The organism is Paenibacillus rhizolycopersici (assembly GCF_014947195.2).
Classification (GTDB): domain Bacteria; phylum Bacillota; class Bacilli; order Paenibacillales; family Paenibacillaceae; genus Fontibacillus; species Fontibacillus rhizolycopersici.
Genome location: NZ_JADCNN020000001.1, coordinates 97,177 through 118,993, shown reverse-complemented (window position 1 = coordinate 118,993; position 21,817 = coordinate 97,177). Strand labels below are relative to the sequence as shown.

The window sequence follows — 21,817 nt, the reverse complement described above, 5'->3', positions numbered from 1 at the left end:
GCTAGACGCCAAGGTTGTGACAATAAAGATGCTAAACTCTAGTTAGCAATTTCTTATCGCATTTCCGCGATTCTTCGCATAGGCTCGACGAGCCAAAAAGGGACGCTTTGAACGCGCCCCCTCTGCTTGATTTCCTAAAACTTAATAATCCCGGTGGTATGGAGTAGAACCAGAAATACGAGAACCGGTGCAATATAGCGAACCATAAACAGCCATACCCGGAACCAGCCCGCCTTGAGCCCAGCGGCTTCCGCAGCATTCTTCCAGAAGTATCCCGCAAACACCGTGGTAATCAAACCACCAAGCGGCAACAAAATATTCGAGGTCATGAAATCAAGCCAGTCAAAGAAGCTCTTCCCACCCATATCCGTGAATACCGGAACGGCTCCAAAGGAGAACACCGACGGGAGCCCGATCAACAAAACCAGAACGCTGATGATCGTCACGGATTTTCCACGGCCCCAGCCCCAACGATCCATTACGTAAGTTACTGGGACTTCAAGCAGCGATACCGAAGACGTCAATGCCGCGATCGCCAGCAGGATGAAGAACAGACCGCCAAAGAAAGCTCCCAGCGGCATGGCCGAAAACGCGGCAGGAAGCGCAATGAAGACCAGAGACGGCCCCGCATCAGACTCCAACCCAAAAGAGGCGGTCGTCGGGAAAATAATCAGCCCCGCAATAAACGCGTAAATCAAATCACCCGCTCCAATCGCCAGGGTAGCCGGACCGAGGGATTGACGTTTGTCGACATAAGCCCCGTAGGTAAGCAAAATCCCCATGCCAAGTGACAGCGAGAAAAAGGCATGTCCCAGCGCAACCAATGCCGCTTCCGGACTTAATTTCGAGAAATCCGGCTGAAGGAAGAAGGATACGCCCGCACCAGCTCCCGGTAAGGTTAAAGCCCTAATCATCAAAATGATCAAAAGCACGATCAGGCCCGGAATCAGCACTTTATTAAATTTCTCGATGCCGCCGGAGATTCCTTTACCCACTACGATCCCGGTGATCAATACGGCCACGGCCTGCCATACCAGCGGCATGTAGCCTTCAGTAAACGAGCTGAATTGTCCAGCGTAGTCGGAGTTCGCAAACAGATTTCCGCTGAAGGACTGTATAGCATAGTGTAGTGTCCACCCGGCCACGATGACATAAAAGCTCAGAATCAGAAAAGGTGCGATGACTTGCAGCAAACCGAGACGGCCAAAAGCTTTAGGGCCGCCAGCTTTGACAAAAGACGTGGACGCGCTGCCTCTACCTGCTCGCCCGATGGCCAGCTCCGCCAAAAGCAAAGGCAAGCCAATCAAAATCAAACAGATGATAAACAGTAGGAAGAATGCGGCTCCACCGTTCTCCCCCGTAATATATGGGAATTTCCACATATTCCCCAGCCCCACGGAACTGCCGATGGCGGCCAAGATAAAACCGGTAGAAGAGAAGCGTTCATTCCGTCCTTGGTCTAGGTTGTTTTGTGATGGTTTCATGGTGATCCCCCATTTTTTATATATTCATCTATTATAATCAAAAACCGTGACAGAGGGGTATGAAGTTTCTCTTGTTAATGATCCTTCAATATAAGGGATTTATCGTTTACACTAAGGCAAAGGCCTACCATTCATATCAGATCATACAACCGGGGAGGAATCCTCTGATGAGCATAGAACCGTTATCCTTCATCCCGTCGTTTCGACGGGCCAATTCCGTCATGAACCGAACGCTAAGCTGTCTCAAAAAGCCGGATTTGGCCGTTCAGATCCACTATTGGGGCTTTATGCCCCGCCATTTCGACAATACGGAGCATAAGCATTCATTCTTCGAAGCTTGTTACGTGTTAACAGGATCCGGCTTCTACCTCGAAGACCATACGAAGTTCCCGCTTCAAACCGGGACCCTGTTTCTGTCCAGACCGGGAATCCCGCACAGGATTTTGAGCAAGGAAGGGCTGGCGTTGTGTTACGTCGCCTTCGAGCCGGAGGAATCGGCTTGCAGCGAACTTTATACCGCCGCGTTCGAGTTGCTTGCCAAACAGGGAATCCCTGTGCTTCAAGAAGGGACCGACCAAACGCCTGGACTACTCTGGCGCTCTCTCTTATCTCTGTTTGCTTCGTCTGCCGCCGGCGCAAATTACCCGCCGCCCATGCTGCACAGCTTGGCGGAGTCCCTGATCTTGTCCATCCTTACCGCCCACGGCCCCGGCTTCGATCATGAGACGGGCGGTACGGACAAGAATGACGAAGGCGCCTTCATGGTTCATCAGGCCGAATTATTTATCATGGATAACCTGAGCGAGACTCTATCCCTAGAACGGGTTGCCGGTCACCTGCACATCACAACACGCCATTTGACGAGGTTGTTCCGCAACTACGGGCACCAATCCTTTGTGCATTACGTACAGGAGCAGCGCGTACAAAAAGCCAAGAACCTCATCTTGAACACAGACCTTCAGCTTAAACAGATTGCCGCTTTGTGCGGATTTGAATCCATACACTATTTCACGCGCGTATTCACGACCAAGCTTGGCGTAACCCCTGCTCGCTTCCGGCGCTCGCAATTTACCGAAGGACGGTACGATTCCGATTTATAACCTGTCGCTAGAATCGATGTCCTGATCGTACAAAAACACTTCCTCTTTTTATAAAGACGGATTCTCCCTTCTGCTTCTACAATAGGACCGTAAGCTGATCCGAAGAAGGGAGGATCCATCCATCTTGAACCCTGTACCGGCTTTTCAAAAATATCCTATCAATAACTTACACTTCCGAGACAGCCCCGTGTTCATGCAGCGGGGTACGAGCTCCTGGTGTTCATTCATTCTATCTGCTTATCAAGAAACTGCGGGCACTTTCTATATCACGCTTGACGGGACTCACGGAGCTGATTTCTCCGCCTTGCTGGACCCCCTGCGGCAAGCTTGTGAAAAGGAAGGTATTCCTTTCTCAAGCGATTTCACAGCGAAATATGTGAAGCCTGAAGGGGAACTGCGTTCGGAAATGGCGGCTTACCTGACGGATAACCGGGCATTTGGCTATAAAGCAAACGATGTCCGTCCTATGCGATATTTTCGGAACGATGCCAAGGCATTCCTGGAGAAAAAAGCACTTGAACATGCACCGGGTGGCGGGATATATGTTCTCTACGGACCAGGAGCCGCTCTTCTTGCCGGAAAGGAACCCGATCTCGCTTTCTTTGCCGACTATTCCCGTGAAAACCAACAGTTGCGTCATGCCCAGCGGATGGGTAGCTTTGGCTTCGGCGAATCGGAAGACAAAGTCGAGACCTACAAGCACTGCCTGTTCCTGGAATGGCCCGTATGGGAGCCCTATCGCCAAGACTGGCTGACACTGAATGGAGGGCATCCGAATAAGAAGGCTTGCTACTATATGGACTTGAATCGTCCTGATGCTCCAGTATGGCTGCCGGTCGTAGCATTAAAGAGCGTACTCCGAGAAGCGGCGAAGCAGCCGTTCCGGGTGAAGCCGTTTTTTGCTCCCGGCATCTGGGGAGGGCAATATTTGAAGAAGTTGTGCGACCTTCCGGAGGAATGGGCGAACTGCGCCTGGAGCTTCGAACCGATCGCTCCCGAGAATACGCTTCTTTTCGAAGTACAGGGGATGTCCTTGGAAGTACCGTTCACCCTTCTTATGGAGGAAGCCCCCTACGATATTTTGGGAGAGCGTAATGTAGGGCTGTTCGGCAATTATTTTCCCATCCGGTTCGACTACTTGGATACGATGCAAGGTGGGGAATTATCGCTCCAGGTCCACCCGCTACAAGCGTATGTGGAATCTACATTCAACGAGCATATGACGCAGCAGGAATCCTATTACATCATGCGAAATGCACCGGGGGCCAAGGTTTATCTTGGATTAAAGGAAGGCGTCACCGGCGAGAAGCTGCTCGAAGCCGTGGAACACACCCACTCGACAAGAGAACCGCTCACGTTGTCTTCCTATGCGAACGAATACGAATCGGAGAAGGGCAATTTGTACCTCATTCCTCCGGGAACAGTGCACTGCTCCGGTAGAGACAATCTGGTTCTGGAGATTTCCTCAACCACCTGGTGGTTCACTTTCAAAATCTATGATTACCTGCGCCTGGATGCGGATGGCAAGCCACGTCCCATGAATCCCGAACACGCACGGCATAATATCAACGATGCCATGGACACCTCCGCCGTCGAAGGCGGTTTGATCGCTCGGCCGATTGTTGTTAGCAGACAGGGCCGGAGCACGGAAGAATTACTGGGGCAACGCGGCGATCTTCTGTTCCAGGTCAGCAGGCTGTCCCTGCAGAATACCTGGCACGCGGATACCCGTGGCGAATTTGTCATGTACAATCTGGTGGATGGCGAACGTGTCCGTCTTGTACCGGCGGACAACGAAGCCGCAGCGGTTGAATGGGGATATGCCGAAGCTTATATCGTACCGGCCAGCGTAGGCGAATACCGTCTGGAGAACCTCTCCGATTCCCCATGTACGCTTATAGCCGCTAGAGTAAATCCGGAATGGAGCCTTCCTCTCCTTCCGCCAACCTGGAATCCGAGCAAAGAGGCCTCCCATGAACTTCAGTAACGGACCGGACCTCGAAGCGGGAGCCCCTACCCTGATCACGCTGACGCTCGATGCCGGAGGAACCGTCCTAAAGGGGGCACTTCTCGTTAACGGGGAGATCGTACCCGATTCGTTCATGAGCCGACCATCCGAATCCCAGGGGTCTGCATCCAACACGATCGCCAGCTTTGCCGGAGTATGCCTTCATTTGCTAAGCTACTATACCGCAGCTTACAGACCTTTGCGTAATAACGATAAAATCCGGATCGGATTTGCCTTTCCCGGTCCGTTCAATTATGAGGAAGGCGTCGCGCTTCTTCAAGGGATCGGCAAATATGAAGCCCTGTATAAGCTGTCCGTTCGGGACCTGCTTCGTGAGAAATTGCATCAACTCTCTTCCCATACACCAGGCATCCTGACCGATTTGCTCGCCTCAGCCGAAATCCGGTTCGGGAATGACGCCCACCTATTCGGACTCGGAGTCGGCCTCCGTTTCCCGTCGGAACGACTGATCTGCCTCACGCTTGGAACCGGCTTGGGCTCCGCTTTTGTCGAGAACGGACAACTCGCCTCCTCCGCCGATGGAGTTCCGTTGAACGGCATGCTGTTCGCCGAACCTTATCGGGAGGCGATCGTTGACGACTATTTTGGGAGAAGAGGGATTCTTGGGATGGCGAAGGAGCGGGGACTCCTTGTGGAGAACACCGATGTCGCGGATCTGGCGGAGGCAGCTAAACACGGAGACAAAGAAACTCTGGAATTATTCCATGAATACGGCAGACGGCTGGGAGAGATGCTTTTGCCTTATGTTGCTGCTTTCAAGCCCGATCGCATTATTCTCGGGGGACAGATCTCCAACAGCTTCCCGCTCTGGGATGATGACTTTCAGCAATCTCTTGGCGAGTTCACGCTTCCGGTTATCCAGTTGCAGGATGGGATCACCGACGTATTTAAAGGCATTCATCGGCTATTCGAAAATACGGATGGACATCCGTCCGCCTCACTTCAAAACTAGGAGGTTATCTCAAATATGCACCATCTCAGCAAAAACGAACCTAAACCCGCCCGTCCCTGGACCCTCTTTGTCATCCACCATTCCCACACGGATATCGGCTATACGGAGCGTCAGGAGAGAATCGAACAGTACCATGCCGATTTTATCCGCCAAGCCCTGAAGATTACGGAAGCCGCCCACCGCGGGGAACGCCCGGAGTGGAAATCCTTCCGATGGACATGCGAAACGTTCTGGGCCGTGGAAAGATTTCTGGAGAGCGCTTCGGCCGAGGAGAAGGAAGCCTTCCAGCAGGCTGTGACCCGAGGGAATATCGAGCTGTCGGGAACTTACCTGAACATGACCGAGCTGCCCGACTTTGACCTCCTGCTTCGGAACCACAGCAAAGCCCAACAGTTCGCTAAATCGTTCGGACACCGGATCGACAGCGCCATGACGGCTGATATCAATGGATACGGCTGGGGTTATGCCGCAAGCCTGCTGCAAAACAACATCGAGCATCTATTCTCCTGTATCCACACGCATCACGGCATGTACCCGCTCGGCCGCAAGCAAACCCCGTTCTGGTGGGAAACGCCGGACGGCGTCAAGCTGCTCGTCTGGAACGGAGAGCACTACATGTTCGGCAATGAGCTGGGATTCTGTCCGGACGCGCTAGGAAAATATATCATCAAGGACGAAATCCAGCATTTCCTGATGGAGCCGGAGCCTCGTCATGACGAGATCGCATCCTTACGGATTCACCGTTATCTGTGGAATCTGGAGCAGGAGCAGTATCCCTATTCTTTCGTTCCGATCATGGTCTCCGGCCTGGGGACGGACAATGCTTCCCCGAATGCGGATATCGCGGAATGGATTGCGAAGTGGAATGAACAACACGGCGACCGCATTACGATCAAGATGGCTACGCTTTCCGAGTTCTTCGCAACGTTGAAACAGGAAGATCTGTCTTCTCTCCCAATACATCGGGGCGATTGGCCAGACTGGTGGACCGACGGCGTTGCCTCCACGGCGATGCACACCCAAATTTACCGCGATGCCCAGCGGACGCTGCGGAAAGTAAAAAAACTCGATCCAAACCATGAAGCAGCAAGTCTCGCCGACATTGACGAAGCGTCGCAGGCGCTAACGATGTACGCCGAACATACGTGGGGATATCATTCCTCCGTATATGAGCCTTGGCATCCGCAAGTACAGATGCTTGAAGTTCGTAAGCAGTCTTATGCGGCTGAAGCCAGCAAGTTGGCTTACCGTGCCTTGGATAAAGCGTTGATCGCTCGAAAAGGAGCTCTCCTGGCTCCCAAACGCCCGCTGCGATATGAGATCATAAATACGGAGCCCGCCAAAGCAACGCTTCTGGTGACGATTCCGCTGGATGGATGGGAAACCGTGCTACTGCAAAAGGAGTTCCTACTCATCGATGAATCAACGGGGCAAGCCATACCGTACCAGCTGTCCTCTACGCAAGCCATCGTCACCGAACTGACGCTGTTGCCAGGCGAGTCCCGCACGCTCCATCTTCATCCGGTCGATAACGCGGGACTCTACGCCGATTCGAATAAGATCGTGACGGCCCGGAATACCGAACCGATCCCCTGCGAAGGAGTCTACGATATCTGGTCTGCCTCTTCAGCCAAGCATCCGATCCATATTGGAGACGAATTCGTGGAATCCGACACGATGCGGATCGAATGGAGAATCAAAGAAGGAATCACGGCATGGATCGATAAAACCCTTTCCGCCGATTTGCTGGTCATGAACCGCAAGCATGCGCCATTCACTCCGGTATACGAAGTGACTCCTGCACAGGATGAACATAATCCTTCACAGATCTGTTCAACACGGTCACGTATGGGCCGGAATCGGAAAGGGGTAAATGTTCAGCGAGACAGCGGCCGCCTGACCAAGGTGAAGGTGCTGGACAATGGGCCTCTGTACGCGCTTGTGGAGATGGTGTATGAAGTAAAAGGACTCAGCTATTACGCCCTACATCTTAAAATGTTCGCCAATCAGCCTCGGGTTGAAGTATCCGTCCGCTTCCATAAGGACAGCGTATGGCTCCCGGAGAACGTTTATGTAGCCCTCCCCTTCTCGCTGGGACCGGAAGCAGAGCTTTACGTGGAGAAAGCCGGCTGTCTCGTTCGCCCATGGAAGGATCAGCTTCCCGGCTCCTGCCTGGATTACACCGCGGTACAGGAAGGTTTGTTCTGGCACTCGGCCAAAGATCAGGGAGCTCTTGCTCTGTCCATGACGGATACCCCATTACTGCAGCTGGGTACTCTGGAACGTGTGCCACGGAAGCTTCATACGATGCAATCCGAGGACAGCCGTCCCAGCACGTATGCTTGGATTCTGACCAACTATTGGGAAACCAATTTCAAAGCCACGCTGGGCGGTTTCTATGAATTCCGCTATGCGCTTGAACGCCTGCATCAGGTTGATCCGCAAGAGACGGTGGGATCCCTTCACGCCTCTACCGGACAATTCACCGTTCACCGCATTCAATCGTAGCAACTTCAGTAGAGACCGTCCCCTCACCGACAAAAAGGGCGTCCCGAGGTCAACCGACCTTCGGACGCCCTATATGTCATGTCATCCTTTTTCCCGTTCCAACAACCCCATTTCAAGGCAAGTTCTCGTCGATAAGGCCTTTTCTTCCGCTTCGAACCGGATATGAATACGTTCATCCGTCACCTTCACGATAACACCTGCTCCAAAGGCCCTGTGGTGAACCGTTTCCCCAACGATGAGTTCGTTTTCCGTACGGATCGCATTCGGATTGATCGGGGGCTTAACGGCAGCTGGATGCGATGTTGCAGGTTTCTTCGGAGGATCCTGAATATTCCTCACCGCCGTCATAAACCGTGACTCTGTCATTTCCGCCCCATCCCGTTTCTTATAAGTGATCAATTCCAAATGCTGCTTCGCCCGGGTCATCCCCACATAAAATAATCGAGTAGCCTCCTCCATCATCGCCGTGTTCCCTTTATCGTCCTTGGAAGGAAGAACCCCCTCCACAAGGTCGATCATATACACTCTTTCGAATTCCAAGCCCTTCGAACTGTGCATCGTGGAGAAGGTGACGGCCTTCTGTCCCCTCCTCGATCTTGAGGTTTTCAACGCAGACTCCAAGTACTTTAACCTGCTGGCAAACTCCTCCATCGTCGTTAACCCCGCCGCAATTTCCTCCAGCGTGTTCAGGATGCCGATCAGGTATTCCTTACGGAACCCAAGCCGCTCGCACATCTTCTCTAGGGCTTTCTCATAACCCAGCCGATCTCGAATGACCTGTATGGAAGGCAGGGGCGGCATCCCCTTCATTTCCTGAAATGTTTCCTTGCACATCTGCAGCTGCTTTACTTGATAGTCCTGCAGCTGTACTCGATTCAGCAAATTATCGAATACCGATTCGTCATTCCGGATCTCAAGCAAGGCCGCCATCTGCTGCTTGCTAATGTATCCATTGAATTTCAGATGAATCTTCTCCAAAATATCGGGACGTTTATCCGTGAACGTCATCCGCATGAAATTAAGGATATCCTCAACCACCCAATGGGAAAAGAACCGATTATCCGCGTCTTTCATATAAAAAGGAATGCCGACCCGATCGAATTCGTTCATTAAAGCGATGGACGACGAGTTATTTCGATAAAGTACGGCTACCTCTGAAAGGTCCTCGAGTTGTTGAATCTCCTGCACTAGATATTTGGCCTGGTTGCCGTAATCGTCCAAACCCCGCATTTCGATAGGCTTGTATGGAGAATTCTTCGTAAACATGTTCTTGTTGTAGCGGTCCTTATTTCGCTGGATAAACGTGTTGGCTACTTCCACGATCTCCTTGGACGAACGGTAATTTTGCTCCATGTACAAAGTCACCGCATCCGGATACACTTGCTTGAAGTTCAATAAATACATGGGGTCCGCCCCTCGCCAGCTGTAGAGACTTTGATCATCGTCGGCGACGACACATAAATTGTGATGCCTGTGCACCAGCTTCTCGATAATCGCATGCTGAACCCTAGACGTATCTTGACTCTCATCCGTAAGAACGTAATCGTAGCGCTCCTGATATTTGCGAAGCAAACTTTCCTCCCTCGCCAAGATCTGCTCGCAAACCACCAGCATGTCGTCATAATCAAGGAGCAACATCCGAGCTCCGGATTGCTTGAAGAGTTCGTATTCCCGTAGAATCCGTTCGGCATGGGGCACATCGACTTTCACCGTGGGCCACTGCTCGGACGGAATCATTTTATTTTTGATAAAGCTAATGTAAGTGGTGAGCTCATCTAGCTGGTCATCCGTGATGTTCTCTCCGCTAATCGCCTTAAAGAGATTCCGCAAAATAATCTTCTTATGCAAAGGTTGTTGTTCCGAAACTATGGTTTCTAGCTCGGCAGAGTTAACTTCCCCTTCAATGATTTGAAATGGAGTCTGGATCACGCGGAAATGCTCCCGCACCACCTCGTAAGCCAAGCTATGGATCGTAGAGAAATCAACGGGCGCGAGATGTGGATAAAAAGATTGAAATCGCTCCTTCATATCGCTTGCCGATGCTCGGCTAAAGGTCACGGCTTTGATCCTTCTAGGGGGAACCCTCTTCTCCTCGATCAGGTATCCGATCCGCTTAATGATCGTCGTTGTCTTCCCCGATCCAGGGGAAGCTAACAAAAGCAAAGGTCCTTCGGTATGAAGGACCGCTTGCTTCTGAATTCCATTTAATTCCATGCTCATGATGACTGACCCTTTCGAACGTTCATAGATAGATAGCTTTCAAGCTCCTCCGGTCATTATACCCTTCGATCAGGTATGGAACAACCGTTACGTGCCTGCCTTTGGCCTGAATATGGAAACCTCTGTTCTGATCAAGAGCGTCTCCGGGTATCCTCTAGCGTTTAACTCTGGGTTGCTCTTTTATTAGGCAAGAAGGCGATAAACAGAAGGGATAGGATCGTAAACCCCACGGACCACATAAAGGTGTGATGATAAGCCGTATTCAGCATGGTGATATCACGAGTGGATCCGGTTTTGATTTGATTTTGCAAAATGACGGCAAAAACAGAAGCGCCAAAAGCGCCTCCAATTTGCTGGAGAATCCGGGTAGCGCTGCTGGCATGCGGAATCAACTCTTGGGCTAATCCTTCGTAGGCGGTTGCCATTATAGGGAGCATAAGGCCTCCAAGTCCTCCGCCACGGACAATCAGGGATACTGCGAGCAGAACCTCGCTGGTGTCGGCTGCACCCAAGGCAAAGGGGAGGGTTCCGAGTAATGTCAGGAGAGTACCGCAGAGCACCACCCAACGTGAGCCGATGGTATCGGTTAGCTTCCCTGCTAGTGAACGCGTCAATAACATCCCTATGCCTTGAGGGATCAATAATAACCCTGAAGCAAGCACACTCTCTCCGCGTACCTGTTGATAGTAGAGAGGTAATAATAACATACCTGCATAAGTGGAGAGTCCCGATATAAACAGAAGGCAGGAGGACGCCGTAAAGGACTTGCTCTTAAATATCCGTAGGTCGATGAGAGGATGATGAGATTTTCTTAACCCATACAAACCGAAGGCCATCAGAAATAGAAGTCCAGTAATCATCGGAACAAGGACGGAGCTTTGAGAGAACCCCTTCTCCGAGCTGACTTTGGTTAGCCCAAAAAACATCAACACGAGACCAGGAGACAATAAGAATAATCCAGGCAGATCCAGCTTTTGAGGTTGATTGGCGGCATCGTCTTTGGGCAAACCCCTAACGGCAAGGAATAACGCAATCAAGCAAACCGGAATATTCACATAAAAAATCCAACGCCAATTCAGATCGTGGATTATCATCCCGCCTAAAACGGGGCCGAGAATCGGACCGATCAGAACCGGTAAACCCACAATCGCCATTAACCTGCCTAATTTCTCTCCACCCGCTGCGCGAACAATCATCGTCTGCATGATGGGCATCATCAGCCCCCCGCCCAAACCCTGAATCACACGAAAGGCAATGAGACTTCCCACATTCCAGGACAAGCTGGATAATACTGAACCTGCCATAAATAAACTCAAAGCCAATAACCACATTGTCTTTCCACCATATCGTTCAACCGCCCAGCCGGAAATAGGGATAACCATCCCTATGGCAAGTAAATATGCCGTCATGACCCACTGAATCGTTGTAACGGAAGCGTGTAACGCAGTTCCAAGGGTATCGATGGCTACGTTCATTATGGTAGTATCGAATAAAGGGGCAAGCAGCCCAATCAGCAGAATCCATGCCACTTTCATCACGGCTGGGTCTATTTGGGGGTTAGCTGCAAGTTCGCTTGGTTTATCCATTTCATTCCACTCCTTAACCGGATTAGAAACTTAACGTTTCTTATTTGAATTCATGATATAATAAACAAATAAGAAACGCAACGTATTTTATTGGAGGTTCGTTCGTTTATGAATAAGGTCAACGAAGGAGAAATATCGACGAGAAGAAGAGGAACAGAATTGGAGGCGGCCATTATTCAAGCCGCATGGGACGAGCTGATGGAAGTTGGTTTTCATAGCCTTACGATCGAAGGGGTTGCCGCCCGCGCTCAAACCAGTAAGCCCGTCATTTATCGACGTTGGCCAAATCGTGAGGAGCTTGTCCTGGCAGCTATCGTGCACCATTTACCGGCTGTTTCGGAGGAACTCCCGGATACCGGGAATTTACGCAGCGATTTACTCCTCTTGCTAAATCAGTTGAATGACATGCTGCACCAAATTGGACCCAAAACCATTCATGGCCTTATGTCCGTCCTCTCAGACATCCCTTTCTCCGAAATTTTAAATGTTCGGAGAACTAACGCAATGACGACTCTTTTGAATCGAGCTGCTGAGAGAGGAGAAATCCATCCTGAGAAAATCACGCCGCGCATTACAAGGCTGCCGGTGGATCTTGTCCGTCATGAACTGCTCATCACCTCCGAACCCGTCTCCAGGGAAACCATTGAGGAAATCGTGGATGACATATTTTTGCCGTTATTGATGTGAATCATAAGTTCGGGTATAAAAAAAGCTGTTCACTTCACCATTAATAGGCTTTAGTGAACAGCTGTTTAAGTTATAGCCATCGTTAAGTTGATTCTTGTCTTCCTGGCATCTCTTCCATCTGTTGAGCAAACTCGTCCAGAAGCGTACGTACTTCATCGGTAGACGTTGTGCTCATCAACAGATTTCTTAATTCACTTGCCCCCCGAAACCCTTTGACATAAATCTTAAAGAAACGATGAAGCGCCTTAAAGGGACGCACCTCCAGTTGTTCGGAGTACTGATCATGGAGATCCAGCTGTAGTCTTAACAGATCAAGATATTCCGTGCTGCTATGTTCTCTCGGCTCTTTTTCAAAGGCAAATGGATTCTTAAAAATACCTCGTCCGATCATGATTCCATCTACGCCATACTGTTCAGCCAGCTTCAGACCTGTTTGCCGATCCGGAATATCGCCGTTGATCGTAAGCAGGGTCTGCGGGGCCACCCGATCACGAAGCGCCTTAATCTCAGGGATCAGTTCCCAATGCGCATCGACTTGGCTCAGTTCCTCTCGTGTACGCAAATGGATCGAAAGATTCGCTATATCCTGCCTCAAAATATAGGTCAGCCAGTCCTCCCATTCATCCACTTGATTGAATCCAAGTCTCGTCTTGACGCTTACGGGCAATCCTCCTGCCTTTGCGGCTTGGATGATGTCTGCGGCAACCTCTGGACGAAGAATTAAGCCACTCCCCTTCCCATTGGAGGCTACATTAGGAACGGGACAACCCATATTGATATCGATTCCCTGGAATCCTTGCTTCGCCATATCGATACTCATCTTTGCAAAATACTCCGGCTTATCGCCCCATATATGTGCCACCATAGGTTGTTCGTCCTCGGTAAAAAGCAAACGACCCCGTACGCTATGATTCCCCTCCGGGTGACAATAGCTTTCTGTATTGGCAAACTCCGTAAAGAAGACATCCGGTCTTCCCGCTTGACTTACGACATGACGAAACACGACATGCGTCACATCTTCCATCGGTGCAAGTATAAAAAAAGGTCGCGGTAAATCACGCCAAAAATGATTCGTCATCTTCTAACTCCAATCCTCTCGTTGTCCCTAATACTCTATTATAATGGCTCTCCCTCGCTTAAGCATCCCCAGTTTCCTCCAATCCAAATGCATGAATATGGAAATTGTGAATCCTATTAAGACAGCCCGTGAAAATTCCAAACCACAGAGGAGCAAGATGAGGATGAAGAAATGGTTCCCGGCTTTACTGTTAACTTTGGGGCTCATATGCAGCATCGTGCAGCCCGTATCTGTAGATGCGAGGGCGATTCAAAAGGATCCCTCGACATGCCTTAGCCCCAAGATGGTGCAGTTGAAAACGGAGATGCAAAAAGTTTGGATCGACCATACGATTTGGACGCGAAGCTATATTGTCAGCGCCATGTCGGATCGTCCTGATCAGAAAGACGTGTTGGATCGGCTGTTGCGTAACCAGCAGGAAATCGGCGATGTAATCAAGCCGTATTATGGGGAAGCCGCCGGCAATCAGCTGGCTGAGCTGTTGAAAGAGCATATTCAGATCGCGGTCCAAATCGTAGCTGCTGCCAAAGCAGGCAATCAGGCGGACGTGAAGAAGTGGGATGCCGATTGGCATCGAAACGCGGACGTAATTGCCAAATTTCTAAGCAACGCCAATCCCAATTGGGCGTTTAAAACGATACAGGATATGATGTACACCCATCTGCAGTTGATTACCGAAATCGTCGTGAACTGCCTCAAAGGCGACTGGAAAGCAGATATCGCCGCGACCGACAAAAACGAGATTCACTTGATTCATTTAGCGGATATCTTGACAGAAGGCATCGTGAAGCAGTTCCCGGAAAAGTTCTAGGGGAAGACAACATGGAGAAGACACCCGGAGGGATTGCGGGTGTCTTCTGGCTTTTAATTCGTCATTCCCAAAGTTTGCAACATCCGAATGAGCACAACCGCCGTCTGAGCTCGCGTCGTTTCCGCCTTTGGACTAAACGAGCGGGGACCTGTACCGGTCATGATTTGCAGCTTGACCATCAAGCGAACGTCCTCCAGATGGGCTGCATCCATGCTTCCCAAATCCTCGTAGCCGTCCAGGTTAACAAATTCCTTGGTCAACGGCAACTTCTCAAACTCAACGACTTTTGCCAGCATGCTAGACATTTCCTCGCGAGTCAGAGGCTGGTCTGGCTTGAAGCTCTCGTCGTGAACAAAGTCTAATAGTCCAAGCTCCTTCGCTTTGATGATCTCTTCGAAGTACCAAGTGCCGGACTTCACATCGTCATAGGGCGACGTACTGCCGGAAGGTGCACCTTGTCCTAATGCACGAACCAGCATGGCGGCAAATTCCGCTCTTGTTACCGCTTTGTTGGGGTCATACTTGTCTCCGCCCATTCCGTCAACAAGCCCTTTTGCCGCAGCTAGCTCAACGAAGGTTTTCGCCCAATGCTTCTGCACATCGGCAAAGCTCGTCTTATTTTCCACTACAACATACATGCTGTTGGAATTCGAACTGATTAGTGTATACCAAGTGCCTTCAATTTGTACTTTCTTTGCAGGGACAAATTCGAAGTGCTTCGTCGTTTCGTTGAAGCGGAATGCCCCCCATTGAACCGGCATGTCCACCATGTCTTTAGGCATGGGGATCACCCGAGTCAACGCCTTGGTGAACTTATCCGCGGTTCCAACCATTTGCCCCGTTTTTTTGTTCACAATATCGATGTGAAAATCGACCACCGTGCCCAACACTTTACCGTAAGGCAAACCGGTAGCAAGCGCTGATTGCATGTTCTTGTCGCCGGACTTGTCCGTCAGAGTGACCTTGAAGCTAATGTCCTCGGCTTGCAGGTTGTTCTTGGCCAATAGATCTCCGAGTCCTGGAATCAAGGAGGCCAGATTTACCGGTATCTGATAGCTGCCGTATGGCGTCTTACTCTCGAAGAAGAATGCCGCATTCTTTGTTTCCAAGTGCGTCAAAATGCTGGCCGGTATGATCAAATAAGCTACGCCATCCTTTGGCGTCATTTGAAGCGTCAATGATGCCTTCGTGATGTCGATGGAAGCCGGGTCCAACGACACTCCGTTCTGATTGATCATTGGCAATTCAGGCGATGGCACCGTTGGTGTTGGTGACGGTGTTGGTGACGGTGTTGGCGTTGACGTAGGTGTTGAGTCGACCATGGTAATTGCGAGCGTATGTGTCGAACCGCCGCTAAAAGTCAACGTTAAGTAGGTCGTTCCCGTCGGTTGTGACGCTAAATAGGACTTTTTGATCGTCACCACATTCCCCGCGACGGTATAGTCTGTTCCTTCCGATAGTGTCACTGCACGGTTTGTAATGCGGGTCAGCGTGTTGCCGATTAGCGTCAAGGTTGTCGTAACATCCTTATTCGCCACGGCTCCGGCGAATTTGTCAAAGCTTGCACTGGTAGGATTTATGGATGGGACGCGTGTATCTTGAAGCGTTACCGTTCCAGACGATTGTGTACTTTCGACGGCATTCCCTGCCTGGTCATAAAGGGATAGTCCATCTGCCGGCACGAGTTCTAGGGTCTCATTACCGTCAGGAATACCCGTTATATCAAGCATTACGCGAATGGAAGTCTCCCCGCCAATCAAATTTCCTCCATCCAATCTCTTAATAGAATCAATAGAGACCGCGGAGGCACCTCCTCCATTTCGGTGGAAGTTTATCCGAAAGTCGCTTGGAGTGACTGAGCCTGTACCGGTACTCTCCGTATAAATGCCTTTACTAAACGTCAGGTCCAAATAGGCATTGCCGGCTCCTAAAGTGTAGCCGGAGATCGTCGGGGCAATGGCATCGATCAACACACCCGATGTACTGCCCACACTGTTTAGCGTTCTGTCCGCATCATTGCCAACGGAATCCTTTATAGAACCGCCATCCAGCGACAAAGCTCCTATAGTAATCCCGTCTGCATCCGTTTGTCCTGCTTGGACCGTGTAGCTGAAGAGTAACTCAGTACTCCCCGTACCGCTTACATAGGAAGCTTTAACAGACGTTCCTCCAATAACCACCCCAATACTTGGAGTCCCCGTAACGGCTACCGACTCACTCATATGCACCGTAAAAGACAAGGTATGTCCTGCAGCATAGGTGCCATTCGCAGGAACAGACATACTCGTCACCGTTGGCTGAACTGTATCGACGATATAGTTGCCTGATTGGGCAGAATCAGTTCCCGTATGGTTAAGCGTGATGTTATTCGTGGGGGCGTAGGTATCATCATTTGGCGTTAAAGTTGCGTTATAGATGATATTGTTGCTCGTAAAGAGGTTATCCAGGGTGGCGTTTGGTGCCGACAGGTTGTAAAGTGAGACTCCGGTTACCGGTTCCGAGAACGTGATCGTCACCGTGGCAGTATCGCCACTCTTCAAACTGCTCTTAGAGAGCACAATCGTTGCCGTTGTGGAAGCGGCAAAGGCTCTGGAGGTTATGTACCCTGGTAACAACAACCCTAGGATCATAACTACGAATAAACATCTTCTCATTCTTCTGTACAAACCGGATGTCCCCTCTCTCAATCGGACAAAATTGGTATAAACTGTTCCTTGATACCGATCAATTCTATCATTTTAATTTCTAAATGTCGCGAATTTAAAGAAAATTTTATACGGGAGGATGATCCGTCAGTGACCGATCCCTTATCGAACATCGGCTTAACGTAAAAGAACCGCCCAAATGGGCGGTTCTGCTTTACAGTTACTTTGATTCTAATCTTAATCCGTCCACTGGACGCATTCTCTTGATGGGTTAAGCCATTTCTTTGCAAGGCAAATAATAGCCAAACGTAAAGAGGTTCATCCCATCCTCTTGGATATTGGCATACTTCTCGAAGGAATAATACTCCATGGAGATGCCGACGACGGAATAATCCGGCTCATACCCGTTGGCCCTCATGATCTTCTCCGTTTTCCCATGCGCACCTTTCTCCAGATGGGACGTCGTTCCTTGGATCCAGCCGATTCCCATCAGACAATCAGGAATGTCACGATATGAAAATCCATTTGGAACCGCAGCATTCGGCTCGGCAAAAATCCCTGCGATATAAACAAACTCTTGGGTCTGGGGATTGTATTCCCCCATCCATCCGATCGTGTCTCCTTTTGGAGATACGCGCTCGGGCAAACTTTGGAGCAGATCGTTCGTTCCATCGTTCAAAATATGATTCCATAGCTCAGGAACCGGATTTTTCTTACCCACGACGACTTCTTTGCCGATAAACCGGACGGCTTTAAAAGGATGAACTTCAAAATCCACTTTGACTCCCATAGCAACCTCCCACGGGTATATATGATGAGAAATCATAGATGAGAAAAGTCTCTACGGATAGGATAATCGATTTTCTCAACGAACGCTTGACTGCGGCTGATCTTTTTATGAGAGATTCGTGAATTATGGCGCCAAGGAGGATCAAAAACAAGATCCACCTGAACCTTACGGTCGGTGGATCTTGTTTATCATTCATGCTTTAGTTCCTGCCGCCATAACCTTTATACGTCACGTACACCGAATTTGCATATTGATCGGCCAGAATAGGACGGCCATAGGAATCTGTAGCCCCAGGATACCAGTAATCGCCTCCGTTATAGTGCAATAAGCCGTTATAGATGTCGCCGAATCTAACAATCTTCTCATTCAAAATCAATGCGCCCATATACACCTGATCCTGTTCACTGCTGTGATTATAGGCATGGCCAAATTTAGCACTAAATGGAGATAAATAAGCGTTACGCGTATTGGGTTCAACCTGCATCAATCCGTCGCCGGCTGAGGGGCTGCCCGGCAAACCTGCCCCAAAGCTGCTTTCCTTTTTAATCACAGCACTCAGCAATAAAGCAAAATCTCCGCCTTTACCATAGGCATTGTCTGCATTCATGACGTAGGTCCATATGTGACTCGGAACTTCTGCAGGCTTTGTTACTGGTGATGGTGTTGGGTTTGGTGTTGGGGTTGGGTTTGGTGTTGGGGTTGGTGTAGTTCCACCGCCGCCACTTCTCCCCCATAAAGCAGGAACATTGGAGGGTTCCCAACCTACGAGGGATGTATGTGCCTGAATACAAGTATAAGTGCTTCCGTTATAGGTTACTGTATCGTTTACTGCATATGAAGTATTCGGAGCCCAAGCTCCTCTCGAGGCCGCACTAGCTGGTAAAACTGCTAAAAATGTGGATAGGAATACGGTTAAAACTACCAAAAGGGATACGGTTTTATAAGAGACCTTCTTACGAGTCATTTTTATACCTCCTTTTATTTAGGATCTGTGGCTCACCGAGAGACGAACCGCAGATGTGTAACCACACTATCTTCTAAATATTTCATATGCTGACGAATTAATCAATATATTACATTTCTGATCATACAAAAATATGAAATAATTCCAATAGTTCCCAGGTCCCGTTTTTCCCAATGTGCCTTGTCCGCAAGTGGATTTTAAAGTTTTCTTTAAGTTTCATGAATAGGCTAATCTAGCATGATAAAGTAGTAGGAGAAAAATCAATGCCATTAATCACACTTCAGGAGGGCAAACGATGAGAAAAAAAGTTGTCGGATTATTGATGACTATGCTGCTTTGCTTTGTTTCCGTCATTTACTTTGCCGATAGCGCAGCAGCGGCGAAGACTTCAGCCGACTTCACGGACTTGAAGGATCTGGATGCAGCAACGAAAGCCAAATTCGACGCGATGATCGAAACCGGCATATTCGAGGGTGTAAAGGAGGGCAATTTCGGACTCAATGATAAGATGAACCGGGCACAATTCGCCAAGGTTGCGGCGTTGATTTTCAATTTGGATGTGGATAAAGACTTAAAGTCATCTTCATTCTCCGACGTCAAAGCCGATGACCCTGCCAATGGTTACGCATTGCCTTATATCGAAGCAGTGAAAGCCGCGGGCATTACGGACGGATATGGGGAGGGCAGCTACAATCCGGCGGGTGAAGTAACCAAGGAGCAGCTAGCTACGTTTCTTATTCGCGGGCTGGGAAAGGATGCGGAGGCCAAGGCAACACCGGGCGTAAGTGATACGACGGTATCTGACTGGGCAAAAGGGTATGTCGCCTTAGCGTTGGAAAAAAAATTGTTGGAAAACGGAGCGGACGGGACGTTCGGCGGGACTTCCCCCGCAATTCGAGCTCAGCTCGTTCTAGCCTCATACGAAGCAGATCAGCAGTACGTTGAAGTGAAGAGGCAGGAAGAAGAACAGAAGAAGAAGGAAGAAGAGAAGAAGAAAGAAGAGGAAGAGAAGAAAAAGGAAGAGGAACAGAAATCGCCTGAGCCGTCTTCGTCTCCAGCTCCGCAGCCAGACTCGTCTTCTTCTCCATCTCCGCAGCCGCCAGTACAGGCTACCGTTCAGGCTCCTACGGCATCTCCTGCAGGCGGCACCGTGACATCGGGGACGCAAGTCACTTTAACTACGGTAACCGTATCTGCGGCGGTGTATTATACGACGGATGGAAGTGAACCAACCACATCCAGCACACTGTATACGGTTCCGATCACCATTACAAGCGATACAACGATCAAGGCAATCGCCGTGAAGGACGGATCAAAGAATAGTTCAGTTGCTAGATTTGATTATACGGTCACAATGCCCATTGTTCTACCCGAATCGATTTCGCCTATGACCGCAGGAAGTTCCTATACTGGCAGCGTAGCGAAGCTGTCTGGAGGAACGGGAGCCATTACTTATGCAGTAACAAGTGGCGCATTGCCTGCGGGGCTGACTTTGAATCCAAGTACAGGTGCAATTACCGGAACCCCAAGCGTGAGCGGTGCGTATGATTTTACGATTAGCGCGACAGATTCGGCAACGCCGCCGGCAACCGCAACCCTGCAATATACCGGTAATGTCACGCCTGCACTATCCAAAACGCCACTACAATTGATCAATGAAGCAGCGGAATCCGGGGATTGGGCCGGGGTTGATGAGTCGACGTTTGCCGATGCAGGTATTACGGGCGTCACTACCGAGTACTTACCCGGCATCCAAGGCGTATTGCAAGACTATGATTTGCCTTCAAGAGCACTGCCGAAAAATACAAGTCAGATTCAAACCATTGTGAATGAAACCATTAACCTAACGCTAATCAATAATTACTTTGGGTATGGTTACGGGACTGAACCCGACAAGGAAGTCTTTGAACTCGCTGGTTTAACAGGAGTTACTGACTTGAACTTAGCCGATATCGTAGCGCACCTTCAATCGGAATATGGCGGAGCAGGTGGCGGTCCTGGCGGTGGTTCCGGCGGATCATTGTCCCCTATGTCCACGAAACTACAAATCCAGGCTGTAATCGACGATTACTTGAACTCACTATAGCAAGATAAAAGCGGCGCAGGGAGATCCTCCCTGCGCCGCTTTTATTCATGACGATTGCCCCCCGCCTCTGGCAACCAGCATATATCCGGTCCCCCGAACCGTAACAATTCGCTCCGCATGAGCAGGGTCAATCTCCATTTTTTTGCGTAAATTGCTGATGTGTACAGCGACCGTTCTCGTATCCTCCAGACTCTCCGTTCCCCAGACGAGCTGAAACAACGCATCGACACTGACGGCACGATTCACGTTTTGTGCCATAAAGGACAGCAGACTGAACTCTTTTTTCGATAAAAAGATGGTCTCACTCCCCATGATGACGGACTGTGAATAGAAGTCGAGCGTCAAACCCGGTAACTCCAGCAGTTGCTCCTTTCTACCCGTCGACACTCTGCGAAGATGAGCCTTGATCTTGGCCATGAGGACTCCAGGACTGAACGGTTTGGTCACATAATCGTCGCCGCCATCGGATAGTGCACTGATTTTCACCTCGTCTTCTTCATGACTGCTCAGAAACACAATCGGCGCATTGGTGTAACCCCGAACGTTCCTGCACCAATCAATGCCGTTTTCATTAGCCAGCAGTACATCCAGTACAATCAAATCTGGTTCGAACGACGTAAGCAGCATCCTAGCTTCTGCCCCGTTATGACAGTAGGTTGATATGAAGCCTTCTCGCTCGCAATAGGCCTGAACAATCTCGCAGATATGGGGGTCATCATCGACGATCATAATTTTGTACGTGTCCATCCCGTCGTCACCTTCCCTCTTCTCGAATGCAAGGGAGCAATAGAAACAGCATCCCGGTAATCTCTGCTTGGTATCTGGAGTCAAACCTATCTTATCATGGTAGGCCAACCCATTTGTGAAATATAAAGAA

General features: G+C 49.9%; 15 protein-coding genes. 7 read left to right on the top strand and 8 right to left on the bottom strand.

The annotated features are described in order from the left end of the window. Positions 1-134: 134 nt before the first annotated feature. A complete protein-coding gene (locus IM700_RS00530; RefSeq protein ID WP_155606565.1) occupies positions 135-1,484 on the bottom strand; it encodes a sodium-dependent transporter in 1,350 nt (449 codons plus the stop codon). Positions 1,485-1,651: 167 nt separating this feature from the next. Here IM700_RS00530 and IM700_RS00525 point away from each other — a divergent pair, with 167 nt between their 5' ends. From IM700_RS00525 to IM700_RS00510, 4 genes are all read left to right on the top strand, one after another. After that, positions 1,652-2,584, top strand: coding sequence for an AraC family transcriptional regulator (locus tag IM700_RS00525; protein ID WP_193415704.1), 933 nt, complete (start codon positions 1,652-1,654; stop codon positions 2,582-2,584). Positions 2,585-2,708: 124 nt separating this feature from the next. After that, a complete protein-coding gene (locus IM700_RS00520; protein WP_193415705.1) occupies positions 2,709-4,571 on the top strand; it encodes a class I mannose-6-phosphate isomerase in 1,863 nt (620 codons plus the stop codon). Continuing rightward, positions 4,558-5,565, top strand: coding sequence for an ROK family protein (locus IM700_RS00515; protein ID WP_193415706.1), 1,008 nt, complete (start codon positions 4,558-4,560; stop codon positions 5,563-5,565). Before IM700_RS00520 ends, IM700_RS00515 begins: the two co-directional genes overlap by 14 nt. Positions 5,566-5,580: 15 nt before the next feature. Further along, complete coding sequence (locus IM700_RS00510) at positions 5,581-8,073, top strand: glycoside hydrolase family 38 N-terminal domain-containing protein (RefSeq protein WP_193415707.1); 2,493 nt, start codon at positions 5,581-5,583, stop codon at positions 8,071-8,073. A gap of 81 nt (positions 8,074-8,154) precedes the next feature. Here the strand turns inward: IM700_RS00510 and IM700_RS00505 are convergent, their stop codons facing one another. Continuing rightward, a complete protein-coding gene (locus tag IM700_RS00505) occupies positions 8,155-10,293 on the bottom strand; it encodes an ATP-dependent helicase (protein ID WP_193415708.1) in 2,139 nt (712 codons plus the stop codon). 161 nt (positions 10,294-10,454) lie between these two features. Beyond that, positions 10,455-11,879 (bottom strand): MDR family MFS transporter, encoded by a 1,425-nt coding sequence (locus tag IM700_RS00500; RefSeq protein WP_193415709.1) that lies wholly within the window; start codon positions 11,877-11,879, stop codon positions 10,455-10,457. A 108-nt stretch (positions 11,880-11,987) separates the two neighbouring features. On the opposite strand from IM700_RS00500, the gene IM700_RS00495 reads away from it, so the two are divergent. Continuing rightward, a complete protein-coding gene (locus IM700_RS00495) occupies positions 11,988-12,566 on the top strand; it encodes a TetR/AcrR family transcriptional regulator (RefSeq protein WP_193415710.1) in 579 nt (192 codons plus the stop codon). Positions 12,567-12,648: 82 nt separating this feature from the next. Here the strand turns inward: IM700_RS00495 and IM700_RS00490 are convergent, their stop codons facing one another. Further along, positions 12,649-13,644, bottom strand: a complete 996-nt coding sequence (locus IM700_RS00490; protein WP_193415711.1) for a tRNA dihydrouridine synthase — start codon at positions 13,642-13,644, stop codon at positions 12,649-12,651. A gap of 163 nt (positions 13,645-13,807) precedes the next feature. On the opposite strand from IM700_RS00490, the gene IM700_RS00485 reads away from it, so the two are divergent. After that, positions 13,808-14,455, top strand: coding sequence for a glycosyltransferase (locus IM700_RS00485; RefSeq protein ID WP_193415712.1), 648 nt, complete (start codon positions 13,808-13,810; stop codon positions 14,453-14,455). A gap of 53 nt (positions 14,456-14,508) precedes the next feature. Here the strand turns inward: IM700_RS00485 and IM700_RS00480 are convergent, their stop codons facing one another. The 3 genes from IM700_RS00480 to IM700_RS00470 all read right to left on the bottom strand — a co-directional run bounded on the left by IM700_RS00480 (position 14,509) and on the right by IM700_RS00470 (position 18,854). Beyond that, positions 14,509-17,121 (bottom strand): S-layer homology domain-containing protein, encoded by a 2,613-nt coding sequence (locus tag IM700_RS00480; RefSeq protein ID WP_193415713.1) that lies wholly within the window; start codon positions 17,119-17,121, stop codon positions 14,509-14,511. 250 nt (positions 17,122-17,371) lie between these two features. Next, positions 17,372-17,890 carry an AraC family transcriptional regulator gene (locus IM700_RS00475; protein ID WP_193415714.1) on the bottom strand — a complete coding sequence of 173 codons (519 nt, stop codon included), beginning with the start codon at positions 17,888-17,890 and terminating at the stop codon, positions 17,372-17,374. Positions 17,891-18,089: 199 nt separating this feature from the next. After that, positions 18,090-18,854: a carbohydrate-binding protein gene (locus tag IM700_RS00470; RefSeq protein WP_193415715.1), complete on the bottom strand. Its 765-nt coding sequence runs from the start codon at positions 18,852-18,854 to the stop codon at positions 18,090-18,092. A 295-nt stretch (positions 18,855-19,149) separates the two neighbouring features. Here IM700_RS00470 and IM700_RS00465 point away from each other — a divergent pair, with 295 nt between their 5' ends. Further along, positions 19,150-20,940, top strand: coding sequence for a chitobiase/beta-hexosaminidase C-terminal domain-containing protein (locus IM700_RS00465; protein ID WP_193415716.1), 1,791 nt, complete (start codon positions 19,150-19,152; stop codon positions 20,938-20,940). A 45-nt stretch (positions 20,941-20,985) separates the two neighbouring features. On the opposite strand, the gene IM700_RS00460 is transcribed toward IM700_RS00465, so the two are convergent. Next, positions 20,986-21,687 (bottom strand): response regulator transcription factor, encoded by a 702-nt coding sequence (locus IM700_RS00460; protein WP_193415717.1) that lies wholly within the window; start codon positions 21,685-21,687, stop codon positions 20,986-20,988. Positions 21,688-21,817 lie beyond the last annotated feature (130 nt).